Annotated in this window: 25 protein-coding genes; all 25 read left to right on the top strand. The window is 58.4% G+C overall.

From position 1 onward, the window contains the following. Positions 1-91: 91 nt before the first annotated feature. Positions 92-1,114 (top strand): ABC transporter substrate-binding protein, encoded by a 1,023-nt coding sequence (locus AC0CW1_RS06020; protein WP_488182179.1) that lies wholly within the window; start codon positions 92-94, stop codon positions 1,112-1,114. Next, positions 1,111-1,929: an ABC transporter ATP-binding protein gene (locus AC0CW1_RS06015; RefSeq protein ID WP_488182178.1), complete on the top strand. Its 819-nt coding sequence runs from the start codon at positions 1,111-1,113 to the stop codon at positions 1,927-1,929. The genes AC0CW1_RS06020 and AC0CW1_RS06015 overlap by 4 nt, the downstream gene beginning before the upstream one ends. Then, a complete protein-coding gene (locus tag AC0CW1_RS06010) occupies positions 1,926-2,687 on the top strand; it encodes an ABC transporter permease (protein ID WP_488182177.1) in 762 nt (253 codons plus the stop codon). The genes AC0CW1_RS06015 and AC0CW1_RS06010 overlap by 4 nt, the downstream gene beginning before the upstream one ends. A gap of 121 nt (positions 2,688-2,808) precedes the next feature. Then, positions 2,809-3,495 carry a zinc metallopeptidase gene (locus tag AC0CW1_RS06005; RefSeq protein ID WP_488182176.1) on the top strand — a complete coding sequence of 229 codons (687 nt, stop codon included), beginning with the start codon at positions 2,809-2,811 and terminating at the stop codon, positions 3,493-3,495. A gap of 128 nt (positions 3,496-3,623) precedes the next feature. After that, entirely contained in the window at positions 3,624-4,127 is a 504-nt protein-coding gene (gene nrdG, locus AC0CW1_RS06000; RefSeq protein WP_488182175.1) for an anaerobic ribonucleoside-triphosphate reductase activating protein, read from the top strand. 31 nt (positions 4,128-4,158) lie between these two features. Further along, complete coding sequence (pgeF, locus tag AC0CW1_RS05995; protein WP_488182174.1) at positions 4,159-4,974, top strand: peptidoglycan editing factor PgeF; 816 nt, start codon at positions 4,159-4,161, stop codon at positions 4,972-4,974. A gap of 84 nt (positions 4,975-5,058) precedes the next feature. Next, positions 5,059-5,757, top strand: coding sequence for a response regulator transcription factor (locus AC0CW1_RS05990; protein WP_488182173.1), 699 nt, complete (start codon positions 5,059-5,061; stop codon positions 5,755-5,757). Between the two features lie 2 nt (positions 5,758-5,759). Beyond that, the gene (gene pnpS / locus AC0CW1_RS05985) at positions 5,760-7,193 is read left to right on the top strand and encodes a two-component system histidine kinase PnpS (RefSeq protein WP_488182172.1); all 1,434 of its coding nucleotides are present in this window, start codon (positions 5,760-5,762) and stop codon (positions 7,191-7,193) included. A 196-nt stretch (positions 7,194-7,389) separates the two neighbouring features. Continuing rightward, positions 7,390-8,616, top strand: a complete 1,227-nt coding sequence (locus AC0CW1_RS05980) for a methyl-accepting chemotaxis protein (protein ID WP_488182171.1) — start codon at positions 7,390-7,392, stop codon at positions 8,614-8,616. Continuing rightward, positions 8,595-10,913: an EAL domain-containing protein gene (locus AC0CW1_RS05975; protein ID WP_488182170.1), complete on the top strand. Its 2,319-nt coding sequence runs from the start codon at positions 8,595-8,597 to the stop codon at positions 10,911-10,913. Before AC0CW1_RS05980 ends, AC0CW1_RS05975 begins: the two co-directional genes overlap by 22 nt. A 127-nt stretch (positions 10,914-11,040) precedes the next feature. Beyond that, positions 11,041-11,943: a phosphate ABC transporter substrate-binding protein gene (locus tag AC0CW1_RS05970; RefSeq protein ID WP_488182169.1), complete on the top strand. Its 903-nt coding sequence runs from the start codon at positions 11,041-11,043 to the stop codon at positions 11,941-11,943. A gap of 106 nt (positions 11,944-12,049) precedes the next feature. Then, on the top strand, positions 12,050-13,012 hold the full coding sequence (gene pstC, locus AC0CW1_RS05965) for a phosphate ABC transporter permease subunit PstC (RefSeq protein ID WP_488182168.1): 963 nt from the start codon (positions 12,050-12,052) through the stop codon (positions 13,010-13,012). Between the two features lies 1 nt (position 13,013). After that, positions 13,014-13,859, top strand: coding sequence for a phosphate ABC transporter permease PstA (gene pstA, locus AC0CW1_RS05960; RefSeq protein WP_488182167.1), 846 nt, complete (start codon positions 13,014-13,016; stop codon positions 13,857-13,859). Between the two features lie 9 nt (positions 13,860-13,868). After that, positions 13,869-14,627: a phosphate ABC transporter ATP-binding protein PstB gene (gene pstB, locus AC0CW1_RS05955; RefSeq protein ID WP_488182166.1), complete on the top strand. Its 759-nt coding sequence runs from the start codon at positions 13,869-13,871 to the stop codon at positions 14,625-14,627. Positions 14,628-14,724: 97 nt separating this feature from the next. Further along, positions 14,725-15,384: a phosphate signaling complex protein PhoU gene (phoU, locus tag AC0CW1_RS05950; RefSeq protein ID WP_488182165.1), complete on the top strand. Its 660-nt coding sequence runs from the start codon at positions 14,725-14,727 to the stop codon at positions 15,382-15,384. A gap of 290 nt (positions 15,385-15,674) precedes the next feature. Further along, entirely contained in the window at positions 15,675-16,964 is a 1,290-nt protein-coding gene (gene uraA / locus AC0CW1_RS05945) for a uracil permease (RefSeq protein WP_488182164.1), read from the top strand. A 70-nt stretch (positions 16,965-17,034) separates the two neighbouring features. Beyond that, entirely contained in the window at positions 17,035-18,024 is a 990-nt protein-coding gene (locus AC0CW1_RS05940; protein WP_488182163.1) for a biotin/lipoyl attachment domain-containing protein, read from the top strand. A 94-nt stretch (positions 18,025-18,118) separates the two neighbouring features. Then, positions 18,119-18,808 carry a YggS family pyridoxal phosphate-dependent enzyme gene (locus tag AC0CW1_RS05935; RefSeq protein ID WP_488182162.1) on the top strand — a complete coding sequence of 230 codons (690 nt, stop codon included), beginning with the start codon at positions 18,119-18,121 and terminating at the stop codon, positions 18,806-18,808. Between the two features lie 19 nt (positions 18,809-18,827). After that, on the top strand, positions 18,828-19,322 hold the full coding sequence (locus tag AC0CW1_RS05930; protein ID WP_488182161.1) for a cell division protein SepF: 495 nt from the start codon (positions 18,828-18,830) through the stop codon (positions 19,320-19,322). A gap of 14 nt (positions 19,323-19,336) precedes the next feature. Further along, entirely contained in the window at positions 19,337-20,161 is an 825-nt protein-coding gene (gene proC / locus AC0CW1_RS05925) for a pyrroline-5-carboxylate reductase (RefSeq protein ID WP_488182160.1), read from the top strand. A 49-nt stretch (positions 20,162-20,210) separates the two neighbouring features. Continuing rightward, positions 20,211-20,477 (top strand): YggT family protein, encoded by a 267-nt coding sequence (locus AC0CW1_RS05920; protein ID WP_488182159.1) that lies wholly within the window; start codon positions 20,211-20,213, stop codon positions 20,475-20,477. Continuing rightward, positions 20,478-21,269: a YlmH family RNA-binding protein gene (locus AC0CW1_RS05915; protein ID WP_488182158.1), complete on the top strand. Its 792-nt coding sequence runs from the start codon at positions 20,478-20,480 to the stop codon at positions 21,267-21,269. It begins immediately after the preceding gene. Between the two features lie 65 nt (positions 21,270-21,334). After that, positions 21,335-21,865 (top strand): DivIVA domain-containing protein, encoded by a 531-nt coding sequence (locus AC0CW1_RS05910; RefSeq protein ID WP_488182157.1) that lies wholly within the window; start codon positions 21,335-21,337, stop codon positions 21,863-21,865. After that, positions 21,865-22,152: a DUF167 domain-containing protein gene (locus AC0CW1_RS05905; protein WP_488182156.1), complete on the top strand. Its 288-nt coding sequence runs from the start codon at positions 21,865-21,867 to the stop codon at positions 22,150-22,152. The genes AC0CW1_RS05910 and AC0CW1_RS05905 overlap by 1 nt, the downstream gene beginning before the upstream one ends. A gap of 466 nt (positions 22,153-22,618) precedes the next feature. Further along, a complete protein-coding gene (gene ileS, locus AC0CW1_RS05900; RefSeq protein ID WP_488184095.1) occupies positions 22,619-25,345 on the top strand; it encodes an isoleucine--tRNA ligase in 2,727 nt (908 codons plus the stop codon). Positions 25,346-25,381: the final 36 nt, after the last annotated feature.

Genomic DNA, 25,381 nt, shown 5'->3' with positions numbered 1-25,381 from the left:
TTGACAAAAGGAGGAATGGGGAGGATTCAGAGCAAGCCTGTCGAATAAACGCAAGATATCGATTTCACGATTCTACAGAGGAGTGCTGATGATGATCGAACAGGCTGCACCGAACCGGAACCGTCCTTTCCGCTTGCTGGCGGTGGCGCTAGCGGCGCTATTCACCGTCCAGGCGTTGTTGCTTGCTGGTTGCGGCAAAACAGGTGCTTCGGCTCCCCAAGCCGCGCCTGCCGCCTCCGGCATGACCGCTGGTCCTGTCAAACTGGGCATCCTGCCCATCGAAGACAACCTGCCTTTTCATGTGGCCGAGCAGGAAGGCCTATTTAAGGCTCACGGCGTCGACGTGATTCTCGTGCCTTTCAGTTCCGCCCAGGAACGGGACGCAGCCATGCAGACCGGTCAGATTGACGGCGAGGTGGCCGACCTGGTGGCGGTGGCGCTCTTGCAGAAGAGCGGTACCCCGGTCAAGGTGGCCGCTGTCGGACTCGGCGTCACCGCCAAGGAAGGCCGTTTTGCCTTGCTGGCTTCGCCGAAGTCGGCTGTTCAGCGCGTGGCCGACCTGAAGGGCGCTCAGGTGGCCATCTCGGAAAACAGCATCATCGAGTTCGTCGGCGACCAGATCCTGGCTGAAGGTGGCTTGCCGCCCGCCGACGTCAAGAAAATGGCCATTCCGAAGATCCCTGTCCGCTTGCAGATGCTCTTGAGCGATCAGATCACCGCCGCCATCCTGCCCGACCCGCTGGCCTTCCTGGCAGAGCGGCAGGGGGCCAAGCTGATCGCCGATGACACGCAAAAGAACATCTCCCAGACAGTCCTCCTCTTCCGGCAAGACAGCGTTGAGAAAAACCGGGAGGCCATTAAAAAGGTCGTCGCCGTCTATGGCGAAGCCGGCCAGGCGTTGACGGCCGATCCGGCCAAGTTCCGTCCCCTTGTCGTGGCCAAGGCGAACATCCCCAAAGAGATTCAGGACAGCTACCAGTCGCCCACCTTCTCCAAACCTGTTCCCCCCGGCCGGGAGGACCTGGCGCGGGTGATGGACTGGATGGCGGCGAAAAAGCTCTTGGAAAAACCTTATGCCTATGAGGATCTGGTCGATCCGACGCTGGCGCCATGATCGTCGCCGGCGACCTCCGGTTGGCCTATCGCCAGCCGGGGAACACTGTTACCGTTTTGGATGGTTTTGACCTGACCGTTCCCACGGGGGAGCGCTGTGTCCTCATCGGGCCTTCCGGCTGCGGCAAGAGCACGCTGCTCTTGCTGCTGGCCGGTTTGCTTCCCCTTGACGATGCCTCCCGCAGCACAGTTGGTCGTCGTGACGACGGCAGCCGGATGGCAGTCGATGGCAGGCTCTATGTGGGCGGCCAACCCTTGCAAGGTCCCCGTTCCCAGACTTCGCTGATCCTCCAGGACTTCGGCCTATTCCCCTGGAAGACAGTCGAAGAGAATATCGCCCTGGGCTTGCGCTTGCAAGGGGTGGGGGAGAGGGAAGCGTCTGGGCGGATCCAACCTGTGATCGAACGCCTTGGTCTGGCCGGAACGGAGCGCCGCTATCCCCGCCAACTCTCAGGGGGCCAGCGTCAGCGCGTCGCCGTTGGGCGGGCGCTGGCGACGGAACCGGACCTGCTGCTGATGGATGAACCCTTTTCTTCTCTCGACGCATTGACGCGGGAGTCCCTCCAGGACTTGATCCTGGAGATCGCCGGCCGCGATCCTTTGACTATCGTCCTCGTCACCCACAGCATCGAGGAGGCCGCTTTTCTCGGCCAGCGCATCTTGATCCTCGACGGACCGCCCTTGCGGATCATCGGCCAGGTGGACAACGGCGGCGCCGGCGCCGCCGATTATCGCCAGCAAAAAGGCTTTCACAGCGCCTGTGACGAGATCCGCCGCCTCATGGTGAAGGCCGCTGAGAGGGGGAAGTCGCTATGAGGCGCTTGCGCAACGGCCTCGCCATGGCTGGGGCTGCACTCGCGCTGATCATCCTTTGGCAACTGTCAGCGTTGGCGGTGGATAACCCGATGTTGCCTTCGCCGGGGGAGGCTTTCCTCGCCTTTGGAGAATCTTTTTCAGGCCGGTTGCCTGCTCACCTCTGGGCGAGTACCTTCCGTGTGCTGGTCAGCATCGTCTTATCGATTCTGCTCGCCGTTCCCCTCGGTCTTTTCTTAGGGAGAAACCCCAGGGTGGACCGCTGGTTGGCGCCAGTCGTCTTCCTCACCTATCCCATCCCGAAAATCGTCTTTCTGCCGCTGGTTCTGCTCTTTCTCGGCATCGGCGACGCCTCGAAAATTTTCTTGATCACCCTGATCGTCTTTTATCAGATCCTGGTGACGACGCGGGATGCCGCCCGCAGTGTCCGTGAATACGATTTGCTCTCTCTCCGTTCGCTGGGCGGAAGCGGCTGGGATCTTTACCGTCATGTGATCATCCCCGCCTGTGTCCCGGATATCCTGACCTCCCTGCGCATCAGCATGGGAACGGCGGTGGCCGTCCTCTTCCTGGTGGAATCCTTTGCGACGACAGAGGGGCTCGGCTACTTCATCATGGATGCCTGGAGCCGGGCCGCTTCGGCCGAAATGTTTGCCGGGATCATCGCCATGGGGTTGCTGGGTTTTGGGTTGATCCTGTTGGTCGACCTGGCCGAGACGTGGCTCTGCCGGTGGCAAGCGGTTGAACAGAAAATGGAATAAAATGGATGTCGAATTGACAATCCTTTCAGTTCTCAGCTAAAATATTGGATGTAGCCATTTGGGTTGTTTGAAGGCCATCTTCTGCAAGGGACTCTTAGCGAAGGGAAAGGAAAGGTGAATCATGTTCTTTACCCCCTATGACCTGATCGTTCTGCCCTTCTTTCTGCTCGCCATGTATGCCCAGTTTAAGGTGTCCAGCACCTTCAACAAGTACGCGGGGGTGGCGGCTCGGGGCGGCAACACAGGCGCCCAGGTGGCCAGAGGTCTCCTCGATGCTAACGGTCTCCATCATGTGCCGGTCGAAATGGTTCATGGCAAGCTCTCCGATCACTATGACCCTCGGGCGCGGGTGGTGCGATTGTCTCCTGACGTCTATCACGGATACTCGGTTGCATCTCTCGGTGTGTCTGCCCATGAGGTGGGGCACGCCATCCAGCACGCCAATGGGTACGCTCCGCTGTCTCTTCGCCATGCCTTTGTCCCGGTGGCCAATATCGGCTCCATGGCGGCCGTTCCGCTCGTCCTGATCGGGTTTTTGCTTCAATCGTCCGGGCTATTCCTCTTGGGGATCATCTTCTTCAGCGCTGTCGTGCTCTTTCAGGTGATCACCCTGCCCGTCGAATTCAATGCGTCGAACCGGGCGATGCAGATGCTCACCCACTATAACTACGTGGGCCGTGACGAGGTCGGTCTGGTCAAAAAGGTGCTCGGTGCAGCCGCCTTGACCTATGTGGCCTCGGCTCTCGTGTCGGCGGCGGAACTGGTTAAATATGTGTTAATCTTTTCATCTGCCAACAGAGATGAGTAGAAAAGACGAGCTTCCTGAGCCCCCCGCCGCCGGCGGGGGGCTTTTCACTCCTTGCACCTTCACCTATAATTGAAAGGGACCAACCGATAACTGCTTAACAAACATAAAAACCGCAGGTGAGAGGCGTTATGAAGCTACGACTGGCCGGCATCGTGACGGACAGCTTCGTTGACGGCCCCGGGGTCCGGGCCACTGTCTTTGCCCAGGGTTGCCCCCACAGGTGTCCCGGTTGCCACAACCCCCATACCCATGACCCCCTCGGAGGCTTTGAAACAGACCTGGAAGAGGTCCTGGCCGAAATCGGCAGGGCGCGCCATATCCAGGGTGTGACCTTTTCTGGGGGAGAACCTTTTGAGCAAGCGCCGGCCTTTGCCGAACTGGCCCGCCGTTTAAACGCGACGGGGACTCATCTGGTCCTTTACTCGGGATACACCTTCGAAAACTTGCTGGAGCGGAGCCGGGACGACAATGATGTCCGTGCTCTCCTTTGCCTGGCCAATTGGCTTGTCGATGGCCCCTATGTGGAGTCGCTGCGGGATCTTTCGTTGCCCTTTCGGGGATCGAAGAACCAGCGGGTCCTCTTGAGCAAAGAATCGATGGCCGCCGGCCGAGCTTTGCAAGCTATGGAATAGCTTGATTTTTTTTATACAAAGGGGGATATCCATGGCGGAATCTACCCAATGGACCCAGATCGATGACGGGACGCTGACCTACTGCTGCTTTTGCTGGCCTCCCGGCGCGATCCACGCCTTCTCTAGCCGCCTCGGCGGTTTCAGCGACCCGCCTTATGACGGGTTGAACGTGGCGCTCCATGTGGGCGATGACGCCGGGCGGGTCAGGCAGAACCGCCAAGCCCTGTCTCGTTCGCTCGGCTTGCCTGAGGGCGACTGGGTGACTGTCAACCAGGTTCATAGCGACCGGATCGTCTGGGTTGGTCCGGGGGAGGATATGGACAGAGAGAGCGCGGCAGCACCCATTGACGCAGATGCCTTGGCCACCGAGCAAGCCGGCGTTCCCCTGGCCGTTTTCGGCGCTGACTGTGGTCTGCTTCTCTACTTTGACCCGCAGGCGCGGCGCATTGGCGCCGTTCACGCCGGGTGGCGGGGGACGGCAGCCGGATTGCCGCTGAAGATGGTGGAGGCTTTTGTCGCGCGAGGCAGCCAGCCGGGCCATATCCGGGTGGCCATCGGCCCTCAGATCGGTCCTTGTTGTTACCCTGTCGGAGACGATGTGGCAGCGGTGTTTCGCGAACGCTGGCCTTTTGCCGAAGCGGTGCTCGGCCCCCGCAGCGCTGAGGGCAAGCAGAACCTCAACCTGGCTCTGGCTCAGCGTTTGCAGTTGGAGATGGCCGGGATCGCAGCGGACCATTTGGGCGAACTGGGCCTCTGCACCTCTTGCACAGAGGAACTGTTCTCCTATCGCCGCGAGGTTGGGCGGACGGGCCGCCAGGTAGCGCTGATCATGTTGGAAAGAGCGTAAGCAAGTTCCCAGGCAGCCCTGTTTTTGTGTAGACGCCTTGCTCTGGTACGATTCGCCGCCAAGGCTCACCGATAAGGAGGAATTATGGCAAAAATCCTGGTTGTGGAAGACGATCAATACATTTTGGAACTGGTTCGCTTCAACATCGAAAAAGAGGGTCACACGGTGCAGGGGGCTGCTGATGGGGAGGCTGCCCTGGCCTACCTTCAAGAAGAGCTTCCGGATCTGATCATCCTCGATCTGATGATGCCGCGCCTGGATGGCCTGGAACTGTGCCGGCGAGTCCGTGCGCGGGCGCATTCCTCCCATCTGCCCATCCTTATGCTGACCGCTAAGGGGGAAGAGGTGGACAAGGTGATCGGTCTCGAAATGGGCGCTGACGACTATATGACCAAACCCTTCAGCCCCCGCGAGTTGGTTGCCCGCATCAAGGCGCTCTTGCGCCGCACCGCCCGCGGCGAGAACCGAGCCGGCGGACCCATGCAGGTGGGCGAATTGACCATCGACGCCGACCGCTACGAAATCCGTGTGGGCGGCGTCAAACAGGATTTGACGCCGAAGGAGTTTGAGCTGTTGCGCTGGCTCGCATCCCATCCGGGGAAGGTCTTCACCCGCGAGTTCCTCCTGGAGCGGATCTGGGGATATGATTTCTTCGGCGACAGCCGGACAGTAGACGTCCACATCCGCCATCTAAGGCAAAAAGTGGAAAAAGATCCGGGGAACCCCCGGTACATCGAAACGGTTCGCGGCGTCGGATACAAGTTTCGTGATCCGGAGTCCTGAAGATGATCACCCACCAGGGAGAACAACGTTCTGAGACAACGTTAAGGAGATTGCTCAACCTGCGACAGAGCTTGCGCTGGCGGATTACAGCCGCATTTGTCGTCCTCGTTCTGTTGCCGTTAGGCTGGCTCTATTACTTCACACTCGATGTGATAGAGACCCATCCGGGCCTGCTGGCCACCCTCTTCTTTTTCTTCGCTTTTTCCACGGGTGTCGTCTTTCATTGGTCGGGGCAACTGGCCAAAACGTTGGAAGAATACACCCGCATTGTCCGCCGGATGGAGGCGGGCCATCGCGCCAGCCACTATTGGATGGACCAGCCCGATGAACTGGGCCGGTTGGCCAAGGCGATCCATCAGACCGTCGAGAGCGTTCGGAACAAGATCCACCAGCTTAGCCAGGATAAGACGAAATTCGAGACGATCTTGGAATCGATGGTGGAAGGGGTCGTCGGCTTCGATCACATGGGCCGCATCCTGCTGCTGAACAGCGCCGCTGAGCAGATGCTGCGCCTTCAGTCAGACCGAGTCCTGGGAAAGCTCCTTCTGGAAGCCTTCCGTAATCGCGAGTTGGAGTGCTTGTTGACACAAGCCTTGAACACGGGGGAGGCCCAGAAAAAGCAGTTGCAGCTCTGGCCGAACAAGCCCCAGACCTTCCGCGTCCAGGTCGTCCCCGTCTGGACCGAGCAGCGCCGGCTCCTTGGCGCGGCCATGGTCATCGATGACGTGACAGAGGTGCGCCGGCTGGAACAGATGCGCACTGAATTCGTGGCCAACGTCTCCCATGAGCTGCGGACACCCTTGACATCGATCAAGGGGTTCGTGGAGACGCTGCTGGACGGCGCCCTTGATGACACGAAAGTGGCCAAACGGTTTCTCTCCATCATCAACGAGGAGACACAGCGCCTGCAACGGTTGATCGAGGACCTCCTGCAGCTTTCACGGATCGAGAGCCAGGTGGGGCGGACCGTCGAGGGGCAAGCCTACCTGGAACCGGAGATGCAGCGGGTGCGCAACCTCCTCGAACCGATCGCCGCCGATAAGCAGATTCTCTTGCAGGTGGATGTGGAAAAAAATCTGCCCCTGTTGCCGCTGTCGTCGGATAACCTAAAGCAAGTGCTTGTCAACCTGACGGAAAACGCCATCAAATACACCCCTGAGGGAGGGCGGGTTTACGTCCGAGCGAACCGCGACGGCGACGGTGTCACCCTGGAGGTGCAGGATACAGGCATCGGCATCCCGGAAGATAGCCTCCCGCGCATCTTCGAGCGCTTCTACCGCGTAGACAAGGCCCGTTCGAGAGAGATGGGGGGCACCGGGTTGGGTTTGGCCATCGTCAAGCACATCATTGAACGGAGCGGTGGTAGGGTGACGGTCCGATCAAAGGTTGGCGCCGGATCGACCTTCATCGTTACCTTTCCTGCAGCAGAAGAATAATGGGAGCAATCACAATAAAACAATTTACAATAAAATAACACGTCGTTTATCTGTTGATAAAACGTAGGTCTTACGCTTCCGTATTGGGGGAGTAAGATTTCTTTTTTTTCACGCCGCCTATATAATGATCGAAGACGCAGAGGAAATTGTTTCTCGGGCTGCTTTGTGAAACACCATGAAGGGGAGAAACGAGGCTATGACAATGGATTGCATGGGCGTAGAAAAAGAACTCTCGGTGACCTGCTCCATCGCTGCGTTGCCGATCGGACGCTTTGCCGAACCGGTCCAGATGATGGAGCAGCACCTAAAAACCCGTTTTGTCGTCGATTTTTTTGAAAAAGCGCCCCACAGTCACTGTGTGGTCATTGTTGATCGGAACAGGCCCGTCGGCCTGGTGATGAAGGACAAATTTTTTGCCCACCTGGGGAAACGGTACGGCGTCTCCGTGTACTACGATCGTCCCGTCCATCTGATCATGGAAAAAGCATTCACCGCCGTCGATGCGGCCATGACCGTCGAAGGGGTCTGCAAGCTGGCGACACAACGATCGTCCGATTACCTCTATGACAGTATGATCATTACCGAGCAGGAAAACTGTGTCGGTATTGTCACGATCAAGACACTCCTCGATCTGACAACAGGGAATCAAGTGGAACTGGCACGCGGCCAGGCCGAAGTGCTGACCAAGACGTCGGAGATGATCGCCAACATCGCCGACATGGCCCGGGAGATCGAAGTGAACACCGGCCATGCCCGCGAAAATGCCCTGAAGATGCGCGGCGCCGTTGACGGCGGGCGCCAGGCGATCGGGGAGACGGTCGAGGTGATGGCGACCATCGGCCAGGCGGTGAGCTGCCAGGCCGAGATCATCCAAACGTTGGAAAGCTATTCGCGGCGCATCGAGCCCATCTCCCAGGTCATCGGCAAGCTGGCGGAACAGACGAACCTGCTTGCCCTAAATGCATCCATCGAGGCGGCCCGAGCCGGCGAGTATGGCCGGGGATTCGCTGTCGTCGCCGAAGAGGTGAAGAAACTGGCTGACGAGACGAACGAATCGGCCCGAAACATCTCGGCGTTGATCGGACGCATGCTGCCGGTGATGGCCGAAGCTGTCCGCATGGCCAACGATTCGAAGGACCGGACGGAACGGGGCATCGCCGTGGCCGGCCAGGCTGGCGATCAGTTGAAAGAGATTTTCTCCGCCATCGATAGCACGGGAGAACATGTGGAGAGTTTTTATGACCTCTCGGGAGAGATTTCGGCCAGTTCGGCCCACCTGCTGAGGGTGATCCAGTTTTTGGCCCAACAGGCGAAAGCGACAGCCGGTTTGGAAGCAGGCGTTGAAGACAACGTCCCCGCGAGGTTGGAGAACAGTCACGAATCGAGCAGGAGGCAGACCGCATGGGCCCCATCGATATGCTAGAGGGTTGGTTGAAAGGCCTCGGTCAGCCCTTTTCCCAGGAGGTCAGCTTTTACCCCTCCACCGTCTCCAGTTCCGAGGTGCTCAAGCAGATTGAGCGCGGATTAGAAAATGAAAACGGTGTTGGTCTCGTCTTTCTCGATATCGTCGGGTTCACCGCCATTGAGCAGAGTTACGGCTTTTCCGTCTGTAAACAGGTGTTATCCACCCTGAGCCAGGCGATTATGGAAGCAAAGCCCATCCTCGGCGTGGGGCGGGGATTGTTCGTACATAACCTCAACGGCGATGACTTCGCGGTCTACTACTCCCTGCCGCCGGGCGATATCGGCAGGATACTGGACTTTTTGGAACGTCTAGCGGAAGATCTGCGCAGCCAGACGCTGGCTTTGATCAACGAAACCTTGAGCGGTCTCCTGCGGGAACCTCTCGACCTGCACCTGGGTTGGGCGATCCTGCGGCCCACCTCCGGGTTGAGCCTGGAAAGCCTCGTCTACAATGCCCTCAAGGAAGCGACGGCGATCGCTAAGGGTCACAGCGACGCCAAATGGTCTCGCCGCGTCTGGGAATTGAAGGAGGCCATGGCGGACAACCGGTTCCGTGTGGTCTACCAGCCCCTGCTCAACCTGGAGAAGGGTGAGATCATCGGCTATGAAGCCCTCTGCCGAGGTCCTGTCGATAGCTATTTCGCTTCACCCAGCGTCCTCTTTCCCTTGGCTGAAAGAGCTGGCCTGCTGTACCCCTTAGAGCGGCAGATCCGGGAAAAAGCCGTCGCCGAATGCGGCCAGTTGCTGCGCGATCAGCTTCTCTTTCTCAACATCAGCCCGTCAGTCGTGAAGGATCCCGAATTCGCTCAAGGCAACACGCGCCGCCTGATCGCCGAGCACGGCTTGCGGCCCCACAACATCGTCTTTGAGATCACGGAACGGACGGCCATACACGACTTCGGCAGCTTCCGGCGGACCCTCAAACATTACCGAGAACAGGGATTTCGAGTGGCTGTCGATGACGCCGGCGCCGGATATTCGAGTCTGCAAGTCATCGCCGAACTGCAGCCGGACTTCATTAAGATCGATATGTCCCTCGTCCGGGACATCGACACATCCTCGATCAAGCAGGCCCTCATGGAAACCTTTGTCACCTTCGGGCGCAAGATCGGCGCGAAAATCGTGGCTGAGGGCATCGAAACGGAAAAAGAACTGCGCTTTTTGTACCAGATCGGCGTGGACATCGGGCAGGGCTATTTTATCGGCCGGCCGTTGCCCAAAGGAGAGGGTCCCAACGTTGAGTCTATCGCTGTCCTGTCAGACAAAAAGACCCGCGGCCGAGTGGAGCCGCTGCACTCCGTCACCGTAGGTAGCCTGGTCGAGGAGCATCATGCCTTGCAAAAGGATCGGTTGACCCGTGAGGCGATGAAACATTTTCAGCGCCACTCCGACTGCAACAGCTTGGTCATCCTTGACGGCGAAACACCGGTGGGGTTAGTCATGCGGGACAAGATGTATTACCACCTGGCCAACCAGTACGGTGTTGCCCTCTATGCCGACCGGCCCGTATCCCTGGTCATGGATCACGACCCTTTGATCGTCGACGGCAACACCCGGTTGGAAAAGGTGTCCCAGATGGCTACGTCGCGTCAACTGCAGCGCCTCTATGACCACATCATCGTTACGGATAATAATCGCTGCACCGGTGTCGTCTCGGTTCGGACGCTGCTAGATCACATGACCCGGATTCAGATGGAGTTTGCGCTGGCGGCCAACCCCTTGACAGGATTGCCGGGGAACCCGCGCATCGAACAGGACATCCTGCGGCGCTTCGAATGGAACCAGGCCTTCACTGTGATCTATATCGATCTGGACAACTTCAAGGCCTTCAACGATCGCTACGGCTTCGAACGGGGGGACCAGGCGATCAAGCTGCTGGCTAGCATCGCCGGCGACGCCGTCCGAACCCGCGGGCGCAGCGACGATTTGCTGGCCCATATCGGTGGCGACGATTTCATCATCCTGACGGGAAATCCATACGGAACCATTTGTGAAGAGATCATTGCCGCCTTCGATCGGGAGATCGGTGAGCTATATTCTACAGAGGATAGGGAACGCCGTTGCATCTGCTCGAAAGATCGCCAAGGCAATACCTGCGTTTTCCCGATCATGTCGGTTTCCCTAGCTGTCGTAGAATGCTGGCCTGGACGCTTCGATCATCCCATGGAGTTAGGCGAGGTGGCTGCCGAGGTAAAAAAAGAGGCCAAGCGGCAGAGCGGCAGCGTCTATGTCGTCGATGAAAAAAGCCAGTTGTAAGACGAAGTCGTTAACAGAATCTTAATCATGGCGTAATTCTCGTCTAACATACAAAATGTATAGTTGCATCTGGAACGGCGGACATGCTCTCGCATGACGCGAAAAATCGAGGAGGTATCATCACTTCATGAACTCGCTGAAGAAGTTCTCCAAGGTTGTGGCCCTGGCCGCTGTTGTCGGTCTGCTGGGCACTGTAGCCGTCGGTTGCGGCGGCAATGCTCCGAAACAGGATGCCGCCAAGCCCGCCGCTGAAACCGGTGTGAAAGGCTCCATCCAGGTGAAAGGTTCCGACACCATCGTCAACCTGAGTCAAGCCATGGCGGAAGAATTCATGAAGAAAAACAAAGACGCCAGCATCGCTGTCACTGGTGGCGGATCGGGCACCGGCATCAAAGCTCTTGTGAACGGAACGGCTGATCTGGCAAACTCCTCTCGGGATATGAAAGCTGAAGAGAAAACCGAGATCAAAGAAAAGACCCAGAAGGATGTCAAAGAGTTTGTCATCGCTAACGACGGCATTGGTTTCGTAGTTAACAAAGAGAATCCCGTCAAGGAACTGACCATGGAACAACTGGCTGACATCTACACCGGCAAGGTGAGCAACTGGAAAGAACTTGGCGGCAATGACGAGAAGATCGTCGTCTATGCTCGCGAAACCTCTTCCGGGACTCATGTCTTCGTCAAAGAACATGTCATGAAGAACAAGGAATACCGCAGCGACGCCCTGCTGCAGAACTCCAACGCCGCTATCGTCAAGGAAGTGGAAGGCAACAAAGGCGCCGTCGGTTATGTCGGTCTCGGCTATCTGAAAGACTCCGTTAAAACCATCGGTGTCAAGAAAGACGCCAGTGCTGCCGCTGTAATGCCCTCTGAAGCCTCTGTCAAAGATAAATCCTACCCTGTCTCCCGTCCGCTCTTCGTCTACGCCGCCGGCGAACCCCAAGGTGTCGCCAAAGCCTTCGTCGACTTCATGCTGAGCACTGAAGGCCAGGCCATCGTCAAGAAGATGGACTTTGTGCCTGTCAAGTAACAGACGAAACAATCCTGAGCCGGAATAATCTAAAGAGTAGAATGGGCAGAGTGTCTAAGTGCTCTGCCCATTTTTCCTGCGATGAAGGACCAAGGGGGATGGGGCCATGAGTCCAAACGGCGAAAATACAGCCGTCACAACTGAAATCGTAGTGCGTAAAGAATCGCTAAGCAAAGGCGCCTCAAAAAAGCGAAGAATCTGGGACGTCACCGAAAAAATGACCGAAGGTCTGTTGTTTTTCAGTGCTTTTATCGGCGTCGTCACGATCATCCTGATCTTTCTGTTCCTTTTCAAGGAAGCCATTCCGCTGCTGACGGATCCGGTTACCTCGAAGACGTTGGCTTCGAAAAACTGGTATCCCATTTCCAATCCGCCCATTTTCGGCCTGATCCCGTTAATTCTCGGTTCCATCATCGTCACCATCGGCGCTATTGTGATCAGCGTGCCCCTCGGCGTCGGCGCCGCCATTTACCTGTCCATGGTAGCCAGCCCAGTTGTTCGGGAAACGCTGAAGCCAGCCATCGAGGTCCTCGCCGGCATTCCTTCTGTTGTGGTCGGCTTTTTCGGTCTCGCTGTTCTGGCGCCCTGGATCAAAGACCTCTTTAATCTGCCGACAGGACTGACAGCGCTGACGGGCGCGATCACCCTGGCCTTGATGGCATTGCCGACGATCACCTCCATCTCGGAGGACGCCATCTCCTCGGTCCCCCGTCGCTACATGGAAGCATCGCTTAGCCTGGGCGCCACCCGCTGGCAGGCGATCAAGACAGTGATCGTACCGGCTGCCCTCTCCGGCATTACAGCGGCAGTCATGCTCGGCATCGGCCGCGCAATCGGCGAGACGATGACTGTTTTGATGGTCACCGGCAACGCTGGCATCATTCCTGATTCTTTCCTCGTCCCCGTCCGGACGATGACCGCCACCATTGCCGCCGAGATGGGGGAAGTGGCCCGCGGCAGCGACCATTACTACGCCCTCTTTGTCGTCGGCGCCATGCTCTTCTTGATGACTTTTGTAATCAACCTCATCGCCGATATTGTCAGCCGGCGCATGAAAGAGGTGGAGTAGCATGTCTCCGAAAACAGCTGAAAAAGTCGCCTTCCATGTGCTACGCGCCATGGCGGCATTTATTGTATTGATTCTCATCGTCGTGCTCTGGGATCTCTTTTCCAAAGGCTTTCCGGCTCTGACCTGGGAGTTCATCACCGAGAACCCGCGCAAAGGGATGACCGAAGGGGGCATCTTTCCCGCCATTGTCGGCACCTTTTACCTCGTTCTGGCGACGATCCTCTTCGCCTTGCCCATCGGTGTGATGACCGCTATCTACCTTGTCGAGTATGCCCGCGAATCCTGGGCGACCCGAGTGATCCGTCTCGCTGTTGTCAACCTGGCTGGCGTTCCCTCCGTCGTCTTCGGTCTCTTTGGTCTCGGCTTCTTCGTCCTCTTTTTAGACTTTGGCGTCTCCATCCTTTCTGGTTCGTTGACGCTGGCTCTGATGATCCTGCCGGTCATCATCACCACCTCGGAAGAAGCCTTGCGGGCTGTTCCGAACGGATACCGGGAGGCCAGCCTTGCCCTCGGCGCTACGAAACTGCAGACGATCCTGTTCATCGTCTTGCCGAACGCCATGCCAGGGATTTTGACAGGCTCCATCCTCGGTGTCGCCCGGGCGGCTGGTGAGACGGCGCCCATCCTCTTGACAGCGGCCGCCTTTTTCCTGCCTCGCCTGCCAGAGAGTGTCTTCGACCAGGTAATGGCTTTGCCCTACCACCTCTATGTGATCGCAACCCAGGTGCCTAATGCGGATCAGAAAATTCCCTATGGAACGGCGACAGTCTTGATGATCCTCGTCCTTGGCCTGAATATGGTGGCCATTCTGTTGCGTTCGTACTTCCGCCGCATGCGCAGAGTGTAGGAGGAAAACATGGCTAAGACTAAAATTTTCGCTGAAAACGTCAATCTCTATTACGGTGACTTTCAAGCGCTCAAGAACATTGGCATCACCATTGGCGAGCGCGAGGTGACGGCGCTGATCGGCCCTTCGGGATGCGGTAAGTCAACGTTCCTGCGCTGCCTGAACCGGATGAACGACATCATTCCCATCTGCCGCGTCGAAGGCAAGCTGATGTTCGAAGATACTGATATCTATCACCCGGACACCGATGTGGTGGCCTTGCGTAAGCGGGTCGGCATGGTCTTCCAGGCGCCAAACCCCTTCCCCAAGACGGTCTATGAGAACGTGGCTTATGCGCCGAAGTTGCATGGCCTCAAAGACAAGCGCAAGCTTGATGAGATCGTGGAGACATCCCTTCGACAGGCGGCGCTGTGGGATGAGGTGAAAGACCGCCTGCACAAACCGGCCCTCGGTCTCTCCGGCGGCCAACAACAGCGCCTCTGTATCGCCCGCGCCCTGGCCATCCAGCCAGAAGTCCTTTTGATGGATGAGCCCACATCGGCCCTTGACCCGATTTCTACGCTAAAGATCGAAGAATTGATCCGCGAACTGAAACAGCATTACACCATCGTCATCGTCACCCACAACATGCAGCAGGCGGCGCGCATCTCTGACAAGACGGCCTTCTTCCTCGTCGGCGATCTCGTCGAATTCGATGACACAGAGGTCATCTTCACCAATCCGAAAGACCAGCGCACCGAAGACTACATCACAGGACGCTTCGGTTAAGGCTTCACCCCCAACAACGCGGCCCCAGGGGAAGCCCAACCGTCAGATAAGGCTCCCTCTGAAAAACACCAAAGGATTGGGAAAGGGCGGATGGCTCATGACGACGCGTTCGGAATTCGACGTGTCTTTGAAAAATTTGCAACAGGATCTGCTTCGCATGGGCGCCCTGGTAGAGGAACAGATCGAAAAAGGAATCGAGGCACTGGCCCGGCAGGACATGGAGCTGGCCGATGCAGTCGTTGCCAACGATGACGAGATCGACCGCATGCAGTTGGATATTGAAGACCGTTGCATGAAGCTGATCGCCATGCAGCAGCCCATGGCTAAGGATCTGCGCCGGATCAGCGCCGCCTGGCGGATCAGCATCGACCTGGAACGGATGAGCGACAATATCGTCGACATCGCCAAAGCAGTCCGCCGGTTGGCCCAGGAGGTTTATTTCAAACCCCTGGTGATCATCCCGAAGATGGCTCAAATCTGCCAGCGCATGGTCAAAGACGGCCTCGACGCGTACGTCTTTGAGGATAAGGAACTTGCCATCCGTATGAGCGAACTGGATCATCAGGTTGACGCTCTATATAAGGAAGTTTTGCAGGAACTTCTGGCGATCATGATCAAGGACCAACAAAAGATTACCCAGTCGACCCATCTGCTTTTTGTGGCCCGCTACCTGGAGCGGTTCGGCGATCATGCCACCAATATCGCGGAAACCGTCGTCTACCTTGTCTCGGGAGAACGGAAGGATCTGAACGAGTAGCGACGAAACGTCTCGTCGCTGAACGAATCGGATTCGGAAGAAATCAAGAGGGTGGATCCATATGAAAGTAAACGGGGGCTCCCAGTAGTTGGGAGCTTGTTTTTTTTCCTCATGGACAGGAGCAGACAAGGACAGGCTAAAAATGCGATAATCTCCCGAAGACACCTGTCAAAGGGTTTGAAAAAGACGATCCATTTGCTATCATTGGACAAGAGGGCAGAAGCGAGCGGTTTTCGTAAGAACTCCGTAGCAGACGTCTGTAAGACGCAGAACGAGGAGAGACATGCATCATGAAACGTGAGATCCAAGTCGATGAACGATTGCCACTGCTGCAAACGATTCCGCTCAGTCTCCAACACCTCTTCGCCATGTTTGGGGCCACTGTCTTTGTTCCTATCCTGTTCAAAGTCGACCCGGCTACCATCCTTCTTTTCAACGGCATCGGCACGATCTTGTATCTGTTGATCTGCCGGGGCAAGATTCCGGCCTACCTGGGTTCCAGTTTTGCTTTCATCTCGCCGGTCATGATGGTTTTGCCGAAGTACGGCTATGAAGCGGCCCTGGGTGGCTTCATCGTCGTCGGCCTGATCTTCACGGTTGTGGCGCTGATCATCAAGGCGACCGGCACCGGATGGCTTGATGTGATCTTTCCGCCAGCCGCCATGGGCGCTATCGTTGCTGTCATCGGTTTGGAACTGGCGCCGGTAGCCGCCGGGATGGCCGGCCTGATCCCTGATCCGACGGGCGCAACGCCATTGGATATGAAGGCGATCACGGTCTCCCTGTTTACGCTGGCAGTGACTCTGATCGGCTCCGTCGTCTTTCGCGGCTTCCTGGCCATTATCCCCATCCTCTTCGGAGTTCTTTCTGGATACGCTTTGGCTGGCTTTATGGGTATGGTGAACTGGCAACCTGTCGTCGATGCCTATTGGATATCTGCTCCAACCTTTTATACGCCGCGTTTTGACTGGGGTGCCATCGCTATCATCGCCCCGGCGGCGTTGGTCGTCATCGCCGAACATGTGGGCCACTTGATCGTAACCGGCAACATTGTCGGCAAAGAACTCTCCCGCGATCCCGGCCTCGACCGCTCCCTCCTCGGCAACGGCTTGTCGACGATGTTCTCCGGCTTTTTCGGATCTACGCCGAACACCACCTACGGGGAAAACATCGGTGTCATGGCCATCACCAAGGTCTACTCGACATGGGTGCTGGGCATTGCGGCGATCATCGCCATCATCCTCTCCTTCGTGGGCAAGCTCTCTGCTGCCATCCAGGCGATTCCGTCACCAGTCATGGGCGGTGTCTCTCTGCTGCTTTTCGGTGTCATCGCCGCCTCAGGTGTGCGCATGCTCGTCGAGTCGAAGGTCGATTATTCGAAGGCGACCAACCTGATCCTCACCTCCGTCGTCTTACTTATCGGCGTCAGCGGCGCCCAGATCCAGTGGGGCGCCATCGCCTTAAAAGGCATGGCTCTGGCGACGGTGGTGGCGATTCTCTTGAGTCTCATCTTCAAGCTCTTCGAGATTACGGGGCTGTCGAATGAGGCGACGGCGGAGAAGGGGCGGAACACTCACTAAACCACTGGATCCAATTCGACCACAATTTGTATCGATTTCTATCATGATAGGGCGCTAGGGGGAAAAGGCAATGTCCCGTCTGACGATGGTTCCGGTGGGAAAAGAGGCCTTGCGGCAGCGGAGGCGTCTGGCGCTCTTGCGCTTGGCGGCGGTAGCGTTGCTGCTGGCCGCCCTAGGCGTCGGTCTCTGGTGGATGAAAGACAGGATCACCGGCTATCTCGTCAAGGTTACTGTGGAATTGCAGGCGGCGAAGATGGGACAACTCGCCGAGACGCGGGAATTGCCCGGTTGGGTGATCCGCGATGAGCGGGTCGTCCACGCGCCGGTGGCTGGTCACATCGAGCGGCTGGTCAAAGACGGTGATAAGGTCCGTGTCGGCACTCCGGTGGTTCGGCTAAAGGGTTTGAGCCCTGTCGGGGAAGAGATGGGCAGCCAGCAAGACCTGCCGTCGCCGAGAGCCGGCTTGATTGTCTACAAGCTCGACGGCCTCGAAGAGGTGCTCGATCCCCGGGCGCTCGACGAGTTAAGCACAGAACAGTTGAGCGCGCTGGCCGAAAAACCGCAGGAGATCCCCTCTGACGGCCTGGCCCAGGCGGGACAAGGCTTGTTCAAGGTTATCGACAATGTGGAGAAAGCCCACTTCCTGACCCATTACAACGTGAAAGACCTGGGTGGGCCGCTGGTGCCCTCGCGACGACTGACGCTCACACTCAATGCCTCAGGCCCGAACTTTTATGGCAAGGTTTTGCAGGTGCGCGGCGCCGATGATGTCTGGGCTGTCTTCCAGTTGATCAACCCGCCTGCTGAGGTGTTCAAAACACGCCGGTTGTCCCTTCGGATTGTGGACAAGATCCATAAAGGGATCCTCCTGTCTAAGGATGTGATCGTCGACCGGGACGGGCAAAAAGGCCTCTGGGTGGCGGAGAAGAACCGCGCCGAGTGGCGACCGGTTGAGGTCAAAGCGGCTGTCGGTGATCAGGTGATCATCGACGGCGTCAAGGAAGGGGAATTGGTTGTTCAAAACCCGGCTCTCCTCCGGGAAGGGCAGGAAATTAAATAAAAAACCAGGCAAAAGGTAAAAATTCAAGGTAAGAGTAGCAGGATTTCCCTGTCGAACGGCGAAATACGAAGCGTGGTGAAGGGATTGAGCGATCATGGGCCATTTGGAGGATAATTTGGGCCGTGTGCGCCAAAGAATCCGTGAAGCCGCCTTGCGCGCCGGTCGTGATCCGGAGTCCATCCGGTTGCTGGCGGTGACCAAGACAGTCCCGGTTGAACGGATCCAACAGGTGGTGGACGCCGGCGTTGACCTGCTCGGGGAGAACCGGGTGCAGGAACTGTTGGAGAAGTATCCCCAGGTGCGCGGTCCGGTTCGCTGGCATATGATCGGAACGTTGCAGACGAACAAAGTGAAGTACATCTATGACAAAGTGGAATTGATCCACTCGCTGGACAGGCTGTCGCTGGCAGAGGCGATCGCTCGCCATGCGGCGCGGTTGGGTCGGCCCATCGACTGTCTCGTCGAGGTGAACGTGGCGGGGGAGGAGAGCAAACACGGCGTCGATAAGGGCGCGTTGATCCCCTTTATCCGCCATGTGTCCGCCTTGGAGGGCATACATATCTGCGGACTGATGACGATGGCGCCTTACGTGGACGACCCCGAGGAGGCGCGATCGGTTTTCCGCGATTTGCGCCGACTCTCTCGCGAAGTGGAGGATTTAAGGTTACCAGGGGTGGATATGGGGCACCTTTCCATGGGGATGTCAAACGATTATGAAGTCGCAGTCGAAGAGGGAGCGACCATCGTCCGGATCGGCTCAGGCCTGTTCGGCGGTCGTCCGTAAGAGGGGAGGATTTTTTTCGATGGCCAAACTGGTGGAGAAATTTTACAGCATCATGGGGCTCGGCGATGAGATTGAGGAAATGGATGAGGCAACATCGGCGGCGAATCAGCCCAGCGAGGAACGGGAATCGGCCTTTTCCCGGCGCAGCGCCGAACGGGTTGAACGGTCGGAACGGACGGCAGCGCCTGTCGTCAGTCTGGTGACGGAACGGCAGAAGAAGGAGTTGAAGGTTGTGGTTTGCGAACCGAAGACCTTTGATGAGGCGAGGGCCATTGCCGACCACCTAAAAAACCGGCGGCAGGTCATCCTCAACCTGGAAAAAGCCGATCGGGAAATGGCCCAGCGGGTCATCGACTTCATCAGCGGCACCACCTATGCGCTCAACGGCTCCATGCAGAAGGTGGGCGCTAACATCTTCGTCTTCGCGCCGAGCAATGTGGACATCTCCGGCGATGTCGCCAGCGACGAACTGTCGTCTGTCCGCTCACCTTTGGCATGGGCCAATAAAGGCTAGGAGGTCTGACATCATTGAAGGTTTCCCGCCTCGAAGGTCGACGGATCGGGTTTATCGGTGGCGGAGCTATGGCTGAAGCGCTGCTGCGTGGCCTTCTCTCCCACGTCCCGGCTGACCGTCTGACCGTTTCTGATGTTTCACCAACACGCCTGGAAGCACTCCATGCGCAACTCGGCGTCGGTGTCACTACCGACAACACCACAGTCTGCCGTCGTTCTGACATTGTCGTTCTGGCCGTTAAGCCCCAGGTGTTGCCCGCAGTGCTGGCCCCGCTGAAAAATGAAATTACTGCGAATCACCTTGTCATCTCTATCGCCGCCGGGAGCACCTTGGCCCAACTGGAGGACTGGCTCTCACCGGAGATCCCCATTGTCCGGGTGATGCCCAATACGCCGGCCCTCGTCGGCATGGGCGCGTCAGCCCTGGCGGGCGGGCGGGGCACCTCAGAGGCGGATGTGGAGACGGCGTGCCAGCTCTTAGAAGCGGTCGGAATCGCCGAGGTGCTGCCCGAGTCTTATCTGGACGCGGTGACGGGTTTGAGCGGGAGCGGCCCTGCCTATGTGTACCTCTTTATTGAGGCCTTGATCGACGCTGGGGTCAAAGAAGGTCTGTCGCGCGATCTGGCCCGCCGGTTCGCCTTGCAGACGGTGAGCGGTTCGGCTGAAATGATCCGCCAGACAGGCAACCATCCTGCTGTGGAGCGGGATAAGGTGACTTCTCCCGGCGGCACCACTATCGCTGGCGTTCAGGCGCTGGAAGATGGCGGGCTCCGTTCCTCTGTTTTCGCCGCCGTTCATGCGGCTACCCACCGTGCCCGTGAACTGTCAGGTTCCCGATGAAATGACCCGGCCCTTCCGCCGGGTTCTTGCGTGAAATGGAGGGTGACTATTGGGAATCGGCGAGACTTATCAGATCATCAACATCGCTTTTGAGGTATTAAAGTTTCTCATCGTCATTCGGGTGATCCTCTCCTACTTCCCCCACAACCCCGACGGGACGATCATCCGCTTCATCTACGACATTACGGAACCGGTCCTGTCGCCGCTGCGCCGGATCATCCCTGTGCCGGCGTCGCTCCCTGTTGACTTTTCCCCCATCGTCGCCTATATCCTGTTGGAGGTCCTGGAGCGGGCGCTGCTCCAACTGATCTTCTAAATGGATCCTTCTCGTGAACGACGCTTTTCCCATCTGCCTCCGGGGGAGGGACGGGAAAAGCTGGCCCGGATTGCCGATCAGGCGGAACAGTGCCGGCGGACGCACCGCCAGCAGGTGACCGACTTTTTGGAGCCCTATTTACGCAAAGCGGCCCAGGATTTCCTGCGCGGATCGGGTGGCGTCCCTCATGTGGCTGATGGCGGCTACGAGGGTGCGGAACGGCAGCGGCTCGTCCTGTTGCCTGACGAAGAGGACTGGCCGGACAGCCGGATCTGCTGGCTCTTGGCCGAGCCTGTTGGGAAAGGCGAAAAGATCGGCCACCGGGATTACCTGGGGGCCTTGCTTGGGTTGGGGATCCGCCGGGAGAAGGTGGGCGATCTAAAGCTGACCGAGCGGGGCTGCGCCGTCGTGTTGGACGGTGACGTGGCCCGCTATGTGGAGGCCCAGTGGCGTCAAGTCCGCCAGTCTGATTTGGCGATTCGCCTCATCGATGATGGGAGCGTACCCGTCTTTATCGACGAGGGGGAAGAGCGAATGATCACGGTGGCGTCCCTGCGTTTAGACGCACTGATCGCGGCAATCTGGCATCTCTCCCGTTCTCGGGCCGATGAGGCCATCGGGCGGGGATTGTTGAAGGTGAACGGTCTCGAGACGACCGACGGGTGCAAAAGCGCTGACGAGGGGGACATCCTTTCGCTGCGGGGGCTTGGACGAGCCGTCCTGCGTGCTATCGGCAGCGAGACGAAGAAAGGACGTATCCGGCTGACGGTCTGGCAGCCTGCCGACCGGTAAATGGCCACCCTCGGACGGGTGAAAAAGCCGAAGCTGATTGAGCCAACTGGTGAAGGAGGATACCGATGCTGACACCGCTTGAGATCCACCAGAAGGAGTTTCGCAAGGGCGCCTGGGGCTATAAGGCGGAAGAGGTGGACGAGTTCCAGCGTCAGGTCGCCCAGTCCTTTGAAGAACTGTACAAGGAAAACATCCTCCTGAAGGAACAGGTGGCCCGTTGCGAAGAAAACCTACTCCGCTACCGTCACCTTGAAGAGACCTTGAACAATACACTGGTGTTGGCCCAGAAGACGGCCGATGAGCAGCGGGCTTCTGCGGAGCGGGAGGCCGAGGTGCGGCTGAAGGAGGCCCATCTCCAGGCGGAACAGATTCTGGCGGCGGCGCGAGCGAAACAGCAGGACATGGAGCGCCAGTATGAACACATGCGCAACCAGTTTCGCCAGTTCCGGGTCCAGTTCCGGGCCATGCTGCTGTCCCAACTGGAGACGGTCAAGGGCGAGGACTGGGAAGAGATGGCGAACATGGATGAACCCTACGCCGATGCGAGGCCCTGGTCCCACGGTGCTTACCTTGCCAAGGAGGGTCAGGCCGGCTGATGCTGTGGACGCAAGAACGAACTGGCGGCATCCGCTTCAAGATCCGGGTGCAGCCGCGGGCATCAAAGAATGAGGTCTGCGGTCTCCTCGATGACGCCTTGAAGGTCCGCTTGACGGCGCCGCCTGTCGACGGCGAGGCTAATGCCGCCTGCCTGCAGTTTTTTGCCAAGACCCTTGGCCTTTCCCGCCAGCAGGTGCGCCTGGTGTCCGGCGAGACGGGGCGGGTGAAAACACTGGAAGTTGACGGCCTCAGCCAGGAGGATTTGCTCAAGAAGTTTGACATCTGAACCTGTCTTTCGGTATAATATTTTTGTGCTTTTTTGCGCCAGAAATCGTCGACCGTTGATAACTCAAAAGGATCGACTGATGATATTTCCAACAGTGTTGAACGGGACAGGTGCGTGTAGACCGACTTGACAGCGAACCTGGGAAGGTGGAAGCCAGGGCAAGGGCGCTACCCGCATATCCCCCGGGAGCTGCGTCGCTGAAGCGAGTAGGCGGCGCCGGCAGCGGCCGTTATGCGCATACAGGAGGTGTCCGTTCGGCAACGCAGGGATGCGCTGATTGCTATCCAGCACAGCAGCGAAATGCGCCGGAGCGGAACGATCAAGGGTGGCACCGCGAGGAAACTCTCGCCCCTTACCAGATAAGGGGAGAGGGTTTTTTAGTTTTAAATGAGGTGAGAGGCAAGTGAACGGGAAGGAAAGCCCCGACTACAGCAAGACACTCAACCTGCCCCAGACGGAATTTCCGATGCGGGCGAATCTGCCCAAGCGGGAGCCGGATGTCGTCAAGTTCTGGGAGGAGATCGACCTCTACCGGGAGGTGGCCAAGGCCAACGCCGGGAAACCGAAGTTCATCCTCCATGACGGACCGCCCTACGCCAACGGCGAGATCCACCTGGGCCACACGCTGAACAAGGTGCTCAAGGACTTCATTGTCAAGTTCCACTCTATGGACGGCTTTGACGCGCCTTATGTGCCCGGCTGGGACACCCACGGCCTGCCCATCGAGCAGCAGGCGATCAAGGCGCTGGGCTTGAACCGCCACGCCGTCTCCACCGTTGAGTTCCGCCGCCGCTGCCAGGACTACGCCTTGAAGTACGTCGACATTCAGCGCAACGGCTTCAAACGACTCGGAGTCCGCGGCGACTGGGAGAACCCCTATATCACGCTGAAGCCGGAGTTCGAGGCTGCCCAAATCGGCGTTTTCGGCGAGATGGCGAAAAAGGGCTACATCTACAAGGGCTTGAAGCCAGTCTACTGGTGCGCCTCCTGCGAAACAGCCCTGGCTGAAGCGGAAGTTGAGTATGCCGACAAGGAATCGCCCTCCATCTATGTCAAATTCCCCGTCAAGGATTCGAAAGGCCTCTTTGACGCCAAGGATGCCTATGTGGTCATCTGGACGACGACGCCCTGGACGCTGCCGGCCAACGTGGCCGTCACGCTTCACTCCGAATTCGCCTACGTCCTCGTCCGCTTCGGCGGCGACCGGCTGATCGTGGCGAAGGAACTGCTGGCCAAGTTCATGGCCGACACCGGTCTGGAAGGCGGCCAGGTGGAGCAGGAGTTCACCGGCAAGGACTTGGAGCGCCTCGTCTGCCAGCATCCCTTTTTTGAGCGCGAATCCCTGCTGATCCTGGGCGAGCATGTCACCCTGGAACAGGGCACCGGCTGCGTCCACACGGCGCCCGGGCACGGCGTCGAGGACTTCCTGGTCGGCAAGGTGTACGGTTTGGAGGTCATCTCGCCTGTCGACAATCGGGGCAAGTTTACTTCCGAAGGCGGCATGTTTGCCGGCATGACGACGACCCAGGCCAACCCCGCCGTCATCGAGGAACTGAAGCAACGGGGCCTCTTGATCCGGGCCGGCAAGATCAAACACCAGTATCCCCACTGCTGGCGCTGCAAGCACCCCATCCTCTTCCGGGCCACGGAACAGTGGTTCGCCTCCATCGACGGCTTCCGCAAAGAGGCCCTGGAAGCTATCGACAATGTGCGCTGGATCCCGGCCTGGGGCCGCGACCGCATCTACAACATGGTCGCCGACCGCGGCGACTGGTGCATCTCCCGCCAGCGGACCTGGGGTGTGCCGATCCCTATCTTCTACTGCGCCGACTGCGGTGAGGCGATCATCAACGATGAGACGATCAGCCATATCCAAGGCCTCTTCCGCGACCACGGTTCTGACGTCTGGTTTGCCCGCGAGGCTGATGACCTCGTCCCGCCGGGCCTGACCTGCGGCAAGTGCGGCCATGGCAATTTCCGCAAAGAGACGGACATCATGGATGTTTGGTTTGACTCCGGTTCGTCCCATGCGGCTGTGTTGGAGACGCGCGAGGACCTGCATTTCCCTGCCGACCTCTACTTGGAAGGATCAGATCAGCACCGGGGCTGGTTCAACTCATCCCTCTCCACGTCGGTGGCTACCAAGGGAGTGGCGCCCTACAAGGCTGTCCTCACCCACGGTTTCCTTGTCGATGAGCAGGGCCGCAAAATGTCGAAATCCCTCGGCAACGGCGTTGAGCCCCAGGACGTGATCAAGGACATGGGCGCCGACATCCTGCGCCTCTGGGTCGCTTCCGTCGACTACCGGACCGATGTGGCCGCCTCGCCGAACATCATGCGCCAGACGGCCGACGGCTATCGCAAGATCCGCAACACCTTCCGCTACTTCCTGGGCAACCTCTACGACTTCGATCCGAAGGCCGATATGGTGGCTTTCGAAGAGATGACCGAACTGGACCGCTGGGCCATGATGCTGCTGCACAAGCTGATCCAGCGCGTCACCGCCGCCTGCCGCAACTACGAGTTCCATGTCGTCTACCATGCCGTCCACAACTTCTGCGCCGTCGACATGAGCGCCTTCTACCTCGATATCATCAAAGACCGCCTCTACGCCTCGCCGGCTAAGTCGCAGGCGCGCCGGTCAGCCCAGACGGTCCTCTACCATACGGCCGACGCCCTCGTGCGGATGTTGGCACCCTTCATCAGTTTCACCGCTGAAGAGGTCTGGGGCTACCTGCCTGGTGCTAAGGAACGGGCCAAGACGGTCCAGACAGCCGGCTGGCCAGAAGCCGACAGCCGCTTCATCGATGCCGCTCTGGCCGACAAGATGGAGCGACTTCTCGACATCCGCGCTATCGTCTCGAAGGCCCTCGAAACGGCCCGCCAGGCCAAGGTCATCGGCCATTCGCTCGAAGCCCAGGTGCGGTTGTTTGTCGACGCCGACCTGCGGGGCTTCCTAGAGGGGGAAGAGCTGGCCACCTTCTTCATCGTCTCCTCCGTTGAACTGGCTGGCGTGCCCGATGCGGCGCCTGCCGGAGCCTTCCGCGAGGCCGACGTGGCCGGATTGGCTGTCGAGGTCGCCAAGGCCCCCGGACAGAAATGCGAGCGCTGCTGGATCTACAGCGAAGAGGTGGGCGCTTCGGAAGAACGTCCGACCATCTGCCCGCGCTGCGCTGCTGCGCTCGAAGGGTAAATTCCACAAGCTACCGTTCCGGTGCACTCATAGCCA

It is taken from the genome of Heliomicrobium sulfidophilum, from assembly GCF_057715735.1.
Note: the sequence above shows the minus strand (reverse complement) of the source record. Positions and strands in the feature narration are given on the sequence as shown.